The following is a 13,725-nucleotide window of genomic DNA, read 5'->3' as shown; positions in this document are numbered from 1 at the left end:
TTTGATTAAACGTTTTTTCATTTCAAAAATCTAAAATCAACATTCTAAAATCTAAAATCAAATGCGTTGGACTCTTAAACCCAAACCTTCGGAAGACAAAATCAAACATTTGGCGCAAGCCCTGAATGTAGAAGACTTTGTAGCCCAATTATTAGTACAACGCGGCATTGAAACTTTTGAAGAGGCCAAACATTTTTTTCGTCCTTCGTTAGAACATTTGCATGATCCTTATCTGATGAAAGATATGGAAAAGGCAATTGACCGGATTGAAAACGCCATCGAAAACCAGGAACGCATTCTTGTTTTCGGTGATTATGATGTGGATGGAACTACAGCCGTTTCACTCGTTTCTTCGTACTTAAAAAGTTTTTATCCCAATGCGGCCACTTATATTCCGGATCGTTATGACGAAGGTTATGGCGTATCCTTCAAAGGAATTGACTTTGCTGACGACAATGGTTTTTCGTTAATTATTGCCCTGGATTGCGGTATTAAATCGATTGATCATGTGGCTTATGCCAAAGAACGAAACATCGATTTCATCATTTGCGATCACCACCGTCCTGGAGAAACTTTACCAGAAGCCGTTGCTGTTCTCGACCCAAAAAGAAGCGATTGCAACTACCCTTATGATGAATTATGCGGTTGTGGAATTGGTTTTAAACTTATTCAGGCTTTAGGCGCCAATAGAAATCAAAACATCGAAGATTTAGCACCTTATCTTGATTTGGTTGCCACCGCCATTGCTGCCGATATTGTCCCGATGACTGGTGAAAACAGAGTATTGGCCTATTTTGGTTTACAGGTCATTAACAACAATCCAAGACCGGGAATCAAAGCTTTGGTTCATCAGGTGAAAAAACAAAAATTAGACATTACCGATGTTGTTTTTATAATTGCTCCCAGAATCAACGCTGCTGGGCGTATCAAACATGGCAATCATGCTGTGGAATTGTTAAGCGAATTTAACTTTGAACAAGCCCAACAATTTGCTTCCGAAATAGAGCAATACAACTCCGATCGAAAAGATTTAGACAAACACATTACTAAAGAAGCTTTTCAGCAAATTGAAGAAAACCAAGAACAAAAACGTTTTACAACTGTTGTTTTTCAGGAAGATTGGCACAAAGGCGTAATCGGGATTGTAGCTTCCCGGTTAATCGAAACTTATTATCGTCCCACCTTGGTTTTTACCAAAAGTGGCGATAAATATGCAGCTTCGGCCCGTTCGGTAAAAGGATTTGATGTTTATAATGCACTGGAAGCCTGTTCGGAACATTTGGAGCAATTTGGAGGACACATGTATGCCGCAGGAATGACCCTGAAAGCCGAAAATTATGCTGTTTTCAAAGAAGCTTTTGAGAAACAAGTACAAAAAACGATTCATCCCGATATGCTCGTTCCCGAAATAGAAATTGATGCTGAAATAAATTTTTCAGACATTACACCAAAACTCACCCGAATTTTGAAACAATTCGAACCTTTTGGACCTATGAATATGACACCCGTTTTTTTAACCAAAAATGTAATTGATACAGGTTATGCCAAAAAATTGGGTTCAGAAGACGAACATTTGAAACTATTTGTAAAACAAAAGAACTCCGAAGGCATTGCCGCAATAGGTTTTGGATTAGGAAACAAAATCGATTTGACTACAAATCAAAAAACATTTCAAGCTGCGTATTGCATTGATGAAAATGAATGGAATGGCAAAGTTTCAACCCAATTACGATTAAAAAGCATTCAATAATGACTTCAAAAAAAATACACAAAAAAGACCCATACGCAGCCTTGCGTTACAAAGAATTCAATACTTTTTTATTCCTGCGATTTGCTATGGTTTTTGCCTGGTCCATGCAATTTATCGTTATCGAATGGGAAGTTTACAGCATTACCAAAGATGCTCTTTCACTGGGAATCATCGGACTAATGGAAGTAATCCCAGCTGTTTCACTAGCCTTATTTGCAGGACATATTGTTGATCAAAAAGAGAAGAAAGGATTATTGATGAAATGTATCTTTGGCTTTTCAGTAATTAGTTTTGGTCTTTTCTTACTGACCTGGCCAGTTGTAGTTGAAGGTTTTTCTAAACAAATCATATTATATTCCATCTATTTTCTTGTATTTTTAGGTGGATTAGTAAGAGCCTTTCTTGGGCCAACTATTTTTTCTCTTTTATCTTTAATTGTGCCAAAAAAAGTTTATCCCAATGCCGCTACCTGGAGCAGTACGGTTTGGCAAATTGGCTCCGTTGTAGGTCCGGCTGTTGCAGGATTTTCAATTACTTTAATGGGAGTTCACTGGTCTTTATGCTTGGTTTTTGCCTGTTCGATAATGGCTTTGCTGGCCTTGTCCCAAATAAGTGAAAAACCAATTTTAAATCCAAAAATTGGCGAACCCGTAATGCAAAGCTTATCCGAAGGAATCAAATTTGTTTTTAACAATAAAACCGTTTTGGGAGCCATTACACTGGATATGGTTGCAGTTCTCTTTGGAGGTGCCGTAGCCTTATTACCTATTTTTGCTCAGGATATTCTAAAAGTTGGACCACAAGGTTTTGGTTTCTTAAGAGCTGCACCTGCTGTCGGAGCTTTCATGACCATGTTAATTACTGCTTATGTTCCTTTGAGCAAAAATGCCGGAATGAAATTATTAGGAGCCATTTTTGGTTTCGGAGTCTGTATTATTACTTTCGGTTTATCTACGCTGTTTTGGATTTCTCTTTTTGCTTTATTTTTCAGTGGTGTTTTCGATGGAATTTCGGTGGTAATACGTCAAACCATTTTACAAATTAAAACTCCCGACAACATGCGTGGAAGAGTTTCGGCTGTAAACTCGATGTTTGTAGGTTCTTCAAATGAGTTAGGTGCTTTTGAAAGTGGATTAACTGCCCGATTGATGGGAACGGTAACCGCCGTTGTTTTTGGCGGAAGCATGACACTTTTAGTTGTTTTAACAACCGGAATTATCTCTCCGTCTTTTAGAAAATTAGATTTGACTAAAGATATCGAGGAACATGAAAAACAAGATTAAAAACGACATTAAACAAATGATGTAATTTTCTTAAAAAACTAATTATTGTTTGCGCAAAAAATAACACTTAACGATAATTTAATTTTATTCTGTTTTTTTATACTAATTTCACACTTTTTTAAAGAAATAATATGAGCTTCAAATCGGAAATTAATGTTGTAAGAAGAAAAATTACACATGGCCTGACTAAAAACATTGGAAGTAATAAATTGGATAAAAACCATAATCCAAATTCGAAGATAAACTTCAAAAATGTTTTAATCAGCCGTCCAAACCACCGTTTGGGTAATTTGTTATTGATAACTCCTCTTGTTCAGGAAATCAACTCCGTTTTTCCTGATTGCAAGATTGATTTATTTGTAAAAGGAAATTTGGCTCCCATCATTTTCGAAAATTATCCTTCGGTAGAGAATTATATTATTTTACCTCGAAAGCCTTTTGAAAACCTCATTAAATATTTTCGAGTTTGGTTTAAAATAAAAGAAAAGAAATACGACTTAGTCATCAATATCGATAAAGCTTCTTCTTCAGGACGTTTGTCTACTCAGTTTGCGAATGCTAAATTCAAGTTTTTTGGAGAAGAAAACGAAGAAATTGTTCAGCAATATCCTGACTACAATCACATGGCCAAATATCCTGTTTATGAATTACGCCATTATTTAAACCAACTTGGTTATCCTGACCAACAGAAAGCAGTTCCCACAATAAACATTAAATTAAGCGAGAAAGAACTTCAAGATGCAAAATCGGTATTGGATCAATTAGTACCGAATGACAAAAAAACAATTGCCATTTTTACATTTGCAACCGGAGCCAAATGCTATTCTCCTGAATGGTGGAATCCTGTTTATGAAAAATTGGTCGCTACTTTCCCTGACTATAATATTGTCGAAGTTTTACCAGTAGAAAATGTTTCTCAAATTAATTTTGCGGCACCTTCTTTTTATAGTAAGGATGTACGTGAAATAGCTGCTTTTATTGCTAACACCAGTATTTTTATTGGAGCCGATAGCGGAATTATGCATCTTGCCTGCGCTTCTCAAACACCCGTTTTAGGTTTGTTTTCAGTAACTGTTCCGGAAAAATACGAACCTTATGGCAACGGCAGTCTGGCAATTAACACCAACACTACCAATTTAGAATCCATGATTAACATTATTAAAAGTAAACTTACTTAACAATAAATGCTTGTCGGGTTTATTTTTTATTAATTATTATTTAGAATTAATATAAATAATAATTATATTTGTTTCATACATATAAGATATTATGGAACAAATACAACAAATCTATATCAACAGTCTTGGCATCGCTTTTTACTGGGAAAAGCAAGAAGGAATTATTCCAAACAGGATTCAATTAATTTTTAAGGAAATTGGATTGTTTTTTACCGTTTCTGAACTAAACGAATTTGAATATTTAATCGACGAAAGTATTGCCAAAAATAGTTGTTGTGAAGACTGTACCTTAAAAAACAGTAACTGCAAATTTTTATTAAAAACACCTTTGTACCAACTCGACTTGTCAGTTTCTACAAGCGAATTAAAGTACCTGAAAGATTTAGTTAACGGAACTTTATTCAGAATAAAAATGGAAAGCTACTTAAATGGAGAAGGGAAAAATTAATTTTCGAATGTTTTAATTTCGAATTTTTCTCCATCAAAAACACCATAAGTAAAATACGAAATCCAATCGCCTAAATTGACATAATCAGAGTTTTCGCCAACTGAATGAATCATAGGTAAATGACGGTGACCAAAAACCAAATAATTATAATGTTTAGTTTCTAATTTTCGCTTGGCATACAAAATCAGCCATTCGTTCTCTTCTCCTAAGAATTTAACATCCGATTCTCCTGAAATCAGCTTGTTTTTTACCGAAAGATACTGAGCCAAACGTACTCCAATATCTGGATGAAGCCATCTGAAAAGCCATTTAGAAAACGGATTTGTAAACACTTTTTTCATGCGTTTGTATCCTAAATCACCAGGACCTTTTCCGTCTCCATGACCTATAAGGAATGTTTTTCCATTAAAAGTAAATTCCTGATTATCGTGATAGACCGGAATATTCAATTCTTTTTCTAAATAATCATCCATCCACAAATCGTGATTTCCAACGAAGAAATAAATCGGGATTCCGCTGTCGCGAATTTCAGCCAACTTTCCTAAAACACGTACAAAACCCTTTGGAACTACAGTTTTGTATTCGAACCAAAAATCGAATAAATCACCTAAAAGAAAAATGGCTTCAGCATCTTTTTTCACTTCGTCAAGCCAGGCAACGAATTTCTGTTCTCTGGGAAAACTCGATTCGGCTGTTGGCGCTCCAAAATGTTGATCGGAAGCAAAATATACTTTTTTCATTTAGATAAAGTTGTAAAACTTGGGATTTGGAATTTAAAAATTGGAATTTCTACAGATTATCACTTGCAAACCATTCAGCAAACGAAGATTCTGTTTCCTGCAATTTTAAGGAGAAAAGCGTGATTCTTTCAGGTAATCTTCTGATTATTCTTTCAGCAAAATCAACTACCATATTTTCACTGGTAGGCTGATAATCCACTAAAATTACGTGATGTCCACGATTTTTTAATTCTTGAGCCAACTCAACGTGCGGAGTGGTTTCGTTAAAAACAGTCGCATGATCAAACTGATCTACAATTTCTTCTTTGACGATTTTTTTCAAATCCGAAAAATCGATTACCATTCCGAATTTAACATCATTACGGTTTGTAATTGGTTTACCAATAACCGTTACAGACAATTTATAACTATGACCATGTACATTTTTACATTTTCCGTCGTAGCCGTATAAGGCATGACCTGTTTCGAAACTAAATTGTTTTGTAATTCTGATATTACTCATCGTGGATTTATTTTGACTGCAAATTTAATGAATTGATATGAGAAATGACTTGAAAATTGTTCGTTTGAAATTTCGTCGATTTTAGCCCCGGTAGAAGCGGCATCCTTTTATCTCTTTCTCAAAAAGAGATAAAAGATACAGCGGATGACGGGAATAGCTCCTGAAAAAATTATTTTTTGAATTGGGTTAAAGCTTTTTTAGTGAAATCAGACAACACCAATTGCCCTGAAATCGCTGCTCTTTCCAACAAAAGTGATTCCCATTTTTCAGTTCCTTCCCAAATTACTTTCTTCATTTCCAATAAAGCATCAGGATTATAGGAAGCTAATTTGGAGCTGAAATCAGCAATGGCAGCATCTAATAATTCTGGAGTTTCCAGCACCTCAACATACAATCCTTTTTGTTGTGCCCAAGCCGCCGATTTCCATTCGTGAGCTGCCAAGGTCATTTCGGTCATAGCCGTTTTCCCTATTTTTCTACTCACGGCAGGTTCAATGACAAAAGGACCAATTCCTATAGCTAATTCGGATAATTTTATCGAGGCATTTGCCGTTGCAAAAACATAATCACAAGCTGCTGCAATGCCTACTCCTCCTCCAACCGCTTTTCCGTGAATACGCCCAATAATTAGCTTAGGACAGCGACGCATAGCATTAATTAAATGAGCAAAACCTGAAAAAAATTCCAATCCTTCTTCTTCATTTGAAACAGCCAAAAGCTCATCAAAAGAAGCACCGGCGCAAAAAGCAGTCGTTCCTTTACTCTTTAAAATAATCACTTTAACAGTATCATTAATACTTAAATTATTAATTTCTAAAGTCAACAAATCCAGTAATGAACGCGGAAAAGAGTTGCTTGCCGGATGTCCAAACTCAACCGTAGCAATATTATTTTCAATAGTGGTAATTAATGAGCCATTAGAACTTTGCATATCCATTGAATAGTTTTTAGGTAAAGTTAAAAATATTCGACAGAAACAATACTTTTTTCAAAAGTTGTTTTTTGAATCCCATAAAATGTTATATTTGCCCCTGCAATGGGGGATTAGCTCATTTGGCTAGAGCGCTACGCTGGCAGCGTAGAGGCGACCGGTTCGAATCCGGTATTCTCCACAAAAAAAGTCTTAAACAATAATTGTTTAAGACTTTTTTATTTACTTCTATTCAGGAATCTATATTTAGTTATTTACAGTTTCACCGATTTTTCTTTTCCATCATAAGATATTATTTTATCAAAATTAGTACTGCTAGTCATTCCAGTTCCTTTTTGCTTACCTACAAGAACAATATTAAACGTTCTGTTTTTTATCATACCGTTGAAGTTTCCTTTTCTTTTTCCAACAGTTAATGTTTTGGTTTGCTCATTCCATTTAAAAGTTATTGTAGAATAGGCTCCTTTTTCATAATTGTAATTGTCGTTTTCATCTTCGTATAAAGTGAATTCGCCATTAGCTCCGGGATAAACACGTATTTCTAAGTTATCCCATTTTTTTTCTGTAGCATATTGCACTTTTGGACCAAAAGGAATGATACTTCCTGATTTAATGTACAAAGGAATTTCATCGATAGTTGTTGCTTTTTCAATTTCCTGACCACCATTAATTTTCTCATTTGTCCAGAAATCATACCACGCAGTTCCTTCCGGCAAATACACTTTTGTTGATTTTGCTTGAGTGAAAGTAACAGCTTGGGCTTTAGCTCCGTTAGCATCATTATCTTTATTCCAACCTGTTTCTTCATTTGATTTTACAATAGTTTCAGGAGTATATTGAGCATTGACAACTGGCGCCACCAATATTGATTTACCAAATAGATACTCATTGTTCATGTCTACAACTTTCTTATCATTAAAATCCATCACCAAAGCGCGCATCATAGTGGATTGATTATTTGTAATATCCCAAGAAGCAGAATAAATATAGGGCAACAATGAATAACGCAAATCAATTGTTTTGGCTATCGCATCGTAGATTGTTTCGCCTTTTTTTCCAAAATTATAAATCTCTCTTGGAATATCTGTACCATGTGAACGCATCATAGGAGTAAATGCGCCAAACTGAAGCCAGCGAACATACAATTCCTGAAAGGATGGATTCTTAGTTCCGTCGCCCCATCCTCTTTTATAAGCACCTGCAAAAAAACCTCCAATATCCGTATTCCAATACGGAATGGCACTCATAGAAAAGTTTAGACCAGCCGGTATCTGATTACGCAACGATTGCCAAGATGAATTCACATCGCCCGACCAAGTATTGGCTCCGTAACGTTGTTGTCCGGCAAATGCCGAGCGGGTAAGTATAAATACACGCTTATCAGCACTTGCCGCGCGTTGGTGTTCTGAAACGCCTCCTACCGTCATCAATGGAAAAGCATTACGAACTTTTCGAAATGAACCTAAATAAGTTTTAATATCAAAATCTGAAGGCTTGAAATCCATGTGATCAGGTTCTGATGAATCCATCCACCAACCATCTATTCCCACAGAAAAAAGACCTTTATCCAAATGCTTCCAATAAATCTCGCGAGCTTCAGGATTGTACGGATCATAAGGTTGAACGCCTGATGGATAGTCACGGTTTGGCGGCCATGATTCCACTCCAGATTGGGGCCAGGTACCAAAATTCAAAAGCATACCTTTCGGTTGCATTTCTCGGAATTGTTTGGTTTCTGGTCCAAATGAACTCCAAATAGAAATAATCACGTGTGCATTCATGTTGTGAATATCATCCACCATTTTCTTTGGGTTAGGAAATTCTGGGTTGAGAAATTCCATGGCATTCCATTGGTAATTATTACCCCAATATTGCCAATCCTGAATGATCCCATCGAGTGGAACACCCAGTTCACGGTATTTGCTCACTACGCCTACCAGTTCATTTTGGCTTTTATAGCGTTCTTTACTTTGCCAATAACCAAATGTCCATAATGGAAACATTGGAGCTTGTCCGGTAAGTTCACGCATACCGGCAATAGATCCGTCAATATTTCCACCAATCATAAAGTAATAATCAATGCAATCACCAACCTCTGATTTGAAGGAAGCACTTTCTGGTTTATCTTCAAAAACTGTTGGCGAATAATTATCCCAGAACAATCCGTAGCCTTTTGTAGAAACAAGGTAAGGAACATAATCATCAACGTTGCCTTGTACCATATTTATTCTTGCGTTACGCAACGATAATTTGCCTCGCTGTTGTTGTCCCAGACCATAAATAGCCTCGTCTTTATCTAGTGTAAACAATTGATTGATGCTATAGGTTTTAGATCCTGCATCATCAAAATCAGTAAACTTTGATCCTGATGCTGCCTCACTTAAAAGTGCTGCTCCTGCAACTGTGTAATAAGATATGTTACCCGATTTTAAATTAACATCAACTTTTAATTTTTCGCTTTTTAACGAAAGAACATCTCCTTTTTGTTGGATTGTAAATTTTGTCACCTGTGGTTTTTTGGTAACGGATAGACTTTCTTTTTTGAAAGCAACTCCTCCGGGTGATTTTAAAATACGAACGATACTTGGACTGTAAAACTGGACCTCAACATCCATCGACTGAAGTTTGCTTTTTACACCTAAAGCCGTTTTTTGATAATTTTGAGCTGCTAATGACGAAAAAGAAAACAGCGCAAGCAACAGAATGTACTGGCAGTTTCTACTCAGAAATGCATTTTTCATTTGGTTTAATTTAAGTTAATCAATAAGAACCAAAACTATTTATATTCACTTAAAGGAATGGGTACAATATGTTGTTTTCATTGGTACATTTCGTTGTTTATTCCTTTACTACGACTCATTATCAGCATTTTTTTCATTTTGAGCATACTTTGAGGGGCTCACTCCAAAAGCTTCCTTAAAATATTTACTGAAATATTTCTGCGTATTAAAACCCACTTTTTCGGCAACTTCGGCTACGGGATATTGCCCCTGTATTAAAAGTTGTGCAGCACGTTTCAATCGAATGGAACGGATAAATTCCGAAGGAGCAAGTCCGGTTATGGATTGCATTTTTTTATACAAAACCGTTCGATCCATTCCCAAATCCTGGCTAAACTGCTGAACGGAATAATCGGGATTATCCATGTTTTTTTCCATGTAGCCAAGTGCTTTTTCGATTAATTGTTCGTCAATTGAAGTAATGGTAATCTCTTTTGGATTCACCTCTAATTTTTTCGAAAATGCTGATTGTCGTTGATTTTTTTGTGCAATCAATTTCTCTATTCGAAGTAACAATATTTCCAGATTAAACGGCTTAGCCAAATATTCATCGGCTCCGGATTGATATCCTGTCATTTTGAGTTCTTCGGATGTGCGAGCGGTCAATAATATCACCGGAATATGCGAAGTTTGTACGTTTGATTTTATGCGTTTGCATAATTCAAAACCGTCGACTTTTGGCATCATCACATCACTTATTATCAAATCGGGAGATTTTGACAAAGCCAAAACTTCTCCTTCTTCACCATCAGCAGCTTCAAAAACTTCGTATTTATGAGACAATTCGGTTACCAGAAAACGTCTTAAATCATCATTGTCTTCCACTACTAAAAGGGTCTCTTTTTTTGATGTTGTTGCAATAATTTGATTATCGATTGTGTCTTCATCAGTAGCAACAAAAGTTTCTGAATCTGTTTTTTGAGGAACAAGATTTGTTGGAATTGTAACCAAAAATATCGTTTCTACATTAGGTTCACTTTCCACCGTTACATCTCCTGAATGCAATTCCACATATTCTTTTACCAAATGCAATCCAATACCACTTCCTCCCTGAGTTGTTGAAGCCTGATAAAAACGGTTGAATACATTAGGTAAATCCTTTTCTGAAATTCCCGAACCCGAATCCATAACTTCAAGCTTAACAAAATCCAAATTTTGATTCTCTATTGCTTGGGAAAGTCTCATTGTAATTGTTCCTCCTGGAGGAGTAAACTTGAAAGCATTCGACAACAGGTTATTGATTACCTTATATAATTTATCATTATCAAAATACATGAACAACTCTGACTTTTCGGATTGTATCGATAAATCAATCTGTTTTTCCTGAGCCAGTTTACCAAATAAATCTTCGAATTGCTTTACAAAATCTACCAAATCGCCAAAAGTCAGATTGAGTTTTTCGCCCGAGATTTCCAATCGTCTAAAATCCAATAATTGATTTACCAAATGCTGCAAGTTTAACGCATGACGGTGAACTAATTTAATTCTTGATTCTAGAGCATTCTCTTTTATTTCCTTCAAGATGGATTCCAGCGGAGTAATAATCAACGTAAGCGGAGTACGGAATTCATGGCTGACATTAGTAAAGAAATTAAACTTCATTTGGTTCAGCTTTTCTTCATTTTTACGCATTAATTGCTGATTAGTCCATTTTTTATAATACGATAACGACAAATAAAGCAACAACAAGACAATTGCCAAATACAAAATATAAGCGATTAGTGTTTTCCAAAAAGGCGGATTAACAACAATAGTGATTTCGGCATAGTCCTTCGACCATTCCCTGCTATTGCTGGCTGCTTTTACTTTCAGCACATAAGTTCCTGGAGCCAAATTAGTATAGGAAGCACTCCCAGTTCCATTTTGCGCCACTATTTCACGCCAATTATCATCAATACCTTCCAAACGATAACGATAATAAGTTTGCGTAGGATTGACATAATTCAATGCCGAAAAATCAATAGTTATAAAGTTCTGATTGTAATTTAAAGTAATACTTTTAGTTGTAGCAATCGCATTTTTCAATATGATATTGTCATCATAGGATTCTCCCGATTTAACTTTAGTTCCAAAAAGCATCAAACCAGTAAACAATGGCTTTTGCAATTGTTTGAATGACCAAGGTTTTTGCAAATCGATGCTATTAAAACCGTTAACACCGCCCATTAACAGCTGTCCATTACTCGATGCAAAAATTGCGGAAGCTGTAAACTCATTCTCAATCACTCCATCATAATGGTTGAAATTAGCAATCGAAAAACGAAGTTTTTTTCCTTTATTATTAACCGAAATTCGCGAAACACCTCCCGCGGTGGTAACCCAAATTAGTCCTTGCCTGTCTTCTACAATTCCTTTAATGCTGTTATTCACCAATCCGTCATCTGTAAAAAGAGTATGCAATTCTGCATTTAATGGTTGCCAAACACTTAATCCATCTTGGGTTCCAATCCATACAATCCCACGACTGTCCTTGAAAACAGCTGTATATTGTTGATTTTCATTCTTCAAAAGTTCTTTCAGTGGCTGACTGATTTTATTCTTTTTATAATTATAAGCAAACAATCCAGCATTACTTCTTCCCAAAAAAGATTGGGTATCAAAAGCAATCAATTGAGAAACGGAACGTAATTGTTCGCCATTCAATGCCAATTGCAATGACTTAAAATTTCCACTCACAGGACTAAAAACAGCCAATCCATCGGATGTTGCAATTAAAAATTGTCCATCCGGTTTTTCCGCAATGTAACGACAATTTCCGCCGAGATGATCAATATGTTTAAGCTGATTGTTTTGCAAACAATAGACTCCTTTATTTCGTGTGCATATCCAAATCCGATTTTGGGAATCTTTTGTCATCGAAAGACAATCTACATCCTTTGGAAATCCCGGAAAAGTAGAAAGTTTAGAAGTTTCGGACGAATAACTGTACAGTCCATTTTTGGTTCCAACCAAAATTGTATTTTGTGTCGTTTGCTCAAAACAAGTGACATCAATATCTTTTAATTGTGTTCCAAAAAACGTTTTACCAACATTCTTAAATTTGAATCGGTCGGGATGGTAATACAACAATCCATGATTGAATGTGCCAATCCATAGTCCGCCCTGCGAATCGTTATAAAGTGTACTCGCTTCGGTATTTACTGCGGTCCCATCAACCAATTTGAATGATGGAATCAATTGTTTTTCTTTTAGGTTTTTATCAATAAACCACAATCCGATGGCACAACTCACCCATAAATTGCCTTTACTGTCAACAGAAATCGTATTGAGCCAATAGTCAGTTTGAAGTATTTTTGTATGTGTTCGCTTTTTAATATCATAAGCTAACATAATACCGCCTCCTCCATTTCGTATCTGATACAATGAATTCTCCGACTGAACCACCATCAGCGTGTTGCCATATTGAGTTGGATTTTGATCAGACAAAGAATTGGTTTTATACAACTCTTTGGCCGTCTTCAAATCATAACAAACTATCAATCCATGTCTATAGAACAGAAAAAGTTGTTGCTTAATAACAGCTATATCATAAAGTTGGTCTTTTATTCCATTGGGAGTCGAAACATTTTTAAGAAAAACAGCAGTCTTTCTATTTTTGGCATTTCGAAATAATAGCTTATCTGAAGACGTAAGCACCCAATAATTCTGATATACATCAACAAAAAAGTCGGCAATGGATTCCCGAATTCCCATTTTAAATAAAATGCTATCCGGTTTCGACACAAAACGCTCTTGTTTTATATCAATACCCATCAACTTTCCTTTGTCTTTTATCCAGACATATTCTTTATCCACATAGCCGTGGTGAAATCCTGAATAGCCGGTTAATCGGGAAATGTTATTGCCTTTTAGATGTAAATATTTAAAGGATGTTCCATCATAAATATTGGTTACACCTTCGGTAGTGATTACCATTCGACCATCCTGAAGTTGCAAAATGGTACGAACCCTGTTTTCTGAAAGTCCATTTTTAGAATCGATAGATGTAAATACGAAAGACTGCTGCGCATTTAGAGATACACAAAAACACAAAAACAATCCAAGTAAAATATATCGACAAAAATTGCTATTCATAATTGCTATTAATGTGTACAAAATCCAAAACGGAAATAG

General features: G+C 35.8%; 9 protein-coding genes and 1 tRNA gene. 5 read left to right on the top strand and 5 right to left on the bottom strand.

The features are described 5' to 3' along the window. Positions 1-61: 61 nt before the first annotated feature. The 4 genes from recJ (at position 62) to EOD40_RS03565 (ending at position 4,659) form a co-directional block, all read left to right on the top strand. The gene (gene recJ, locus EOD40_RS03580) at positions 62-1,750 is read left to right on the top strand and encodes a single-stranded-DNA-specific exonuclease RecJ (protein ID WP_128193536.1); all 1,689 of its coding nucleotides are present in this window, start codon (positions 62-64) and stop codon (positions 1,748-1,750) included. Beyond that, positions 1,750-3,033, top strand: coding sequence for an MFS transporter (locus EOD40_RS03575; protein ID WP_128193535.1), 1,284 nt, complete (start codon positions 1,750-1,752; stop codon positions 3,031-3,033). Before recJ ends, EOD40_RS03575 begins: the two co-directional genes overlap by 1 nt. Positions 3,034-3,164: 131 nt before the next feature. Then, positions 3,165-4,211 (top strand): glycosyltransferase family 9 protein, encoded by a 1,047-nt coding sequence (locus EOD40_RS03570; protein WP_128193534.1) that lies wholly within the window; start codon positions 3,165-3,167, stop codon positions 4,209-4,211. A 91-nt stretch (positions 4,212-4,302) separates the two neighbouring features. Continuing rightward, on the top strand, positions 4,303-4,659 hold the full coding sequence (locus EOD40_RS03565; RefSeq protein WP_128193533.1) for a hypothetical protein: 357 nt from the start codon (positions 4,303-4,305) through the stop codon (positions 4,657-4,659). Here the strand turns inward: EOD40_RS03565 and EOD40_RS03560 are convergent. From EOD40_RS03560 to EOD40_RS03550, 3 genes are all read right to left on the bottom strand, one after another. Continuing rightward, positions 4,656-5,399, bottom strand: coding sequence for a UDP-2,3-diacylglucosamine diphosphatase (locus EOD40_RS03560; protein WP_128193532.1), 744 nt, complete (start codon positions 5,397-5,399; stop codon positions 4,656-4,658). The two genes, EOD40_RS03565 and EOD40_RS03560, sit on opposite strands and share 4 nt — an antisense overlap. Positions 5,400-5,448: 49 nt before the next feature. Continuing rightward, positions 5,449-5,901, bottom strand: coding sequence for a 6-pyruvoyl trahydropterin synthase family protein (locus EOD40_RS03555; protein WP_071184587.1), 453 nt, complete (start codon positions 5,899-5,901; stop codon positions 5,449-5,451). Positions 5,902-6,070: 169 nt separating this feature from the next. Beyond that, positions 6,071-6,838, bottom strand: a complete 768-nt coding sequence (locus EOD40_RS03550; protein ID WP_128193531.1) for an enoyl-CoA hydratase/isomerase family protein — start codon at positions 6,836-6,838, stop codon at positions 6,071-6,073. Positions 6,839-6,939: 101 nt separating this feature from the next. Between EOD40_RS03550 and EOD40_RS03545 the strand changes: the two genes are divergently transcribed. Then, positions 6,940-7,013, top strand: a tRNA-Ala gene (locus tag EOD40_RS03545). 73 nt (positions 7,014-7,086) lie between these two features. Here the strand turns inward: EOD40_RS03545 and EOD40_RS03540 are convergent. Beyond that, positions 7,087-9,573 (bottom strand): glycoside hydrolase family 31 protein, encoded by a 2,487-nt coding sequence (locus EOD40_RS03540; RefSeq protein ID WP_128193530.1) that lies wholly within the window; start codon positions 9,571-9,573, stop codon positions 7,087-7,089. Positions 9,574-9,681: 108 nt separating this feature from the next. Continuing rightward, positions 9,682-13,686, bottom strand: coding sequence for a hybrid sensor histidine kinase/response regulator transcription factor (locus EOD40_RS03535; RefSeq protein ID WP_128193529.1), 4,005 nt, complete (start codon positions 13,684-13,686; stop codon positions 9,682-9,684). Positions 13,687-13,725: the final 39 nt, after the last annotated feature.

Source organism: Flavobacterium sufflavum (assembly GCF_004016525.1).
Taxonomy (GTDB): Bacteria; Bacteroidota; Bacteroidia; order Flavobacteriales; family Flavobacteriaceae; genus Flavobacterium; species Flavobacterium sufflavum.
This window is presented reverse-complemented; position numbering and strand designations above follow the sequence as displayed.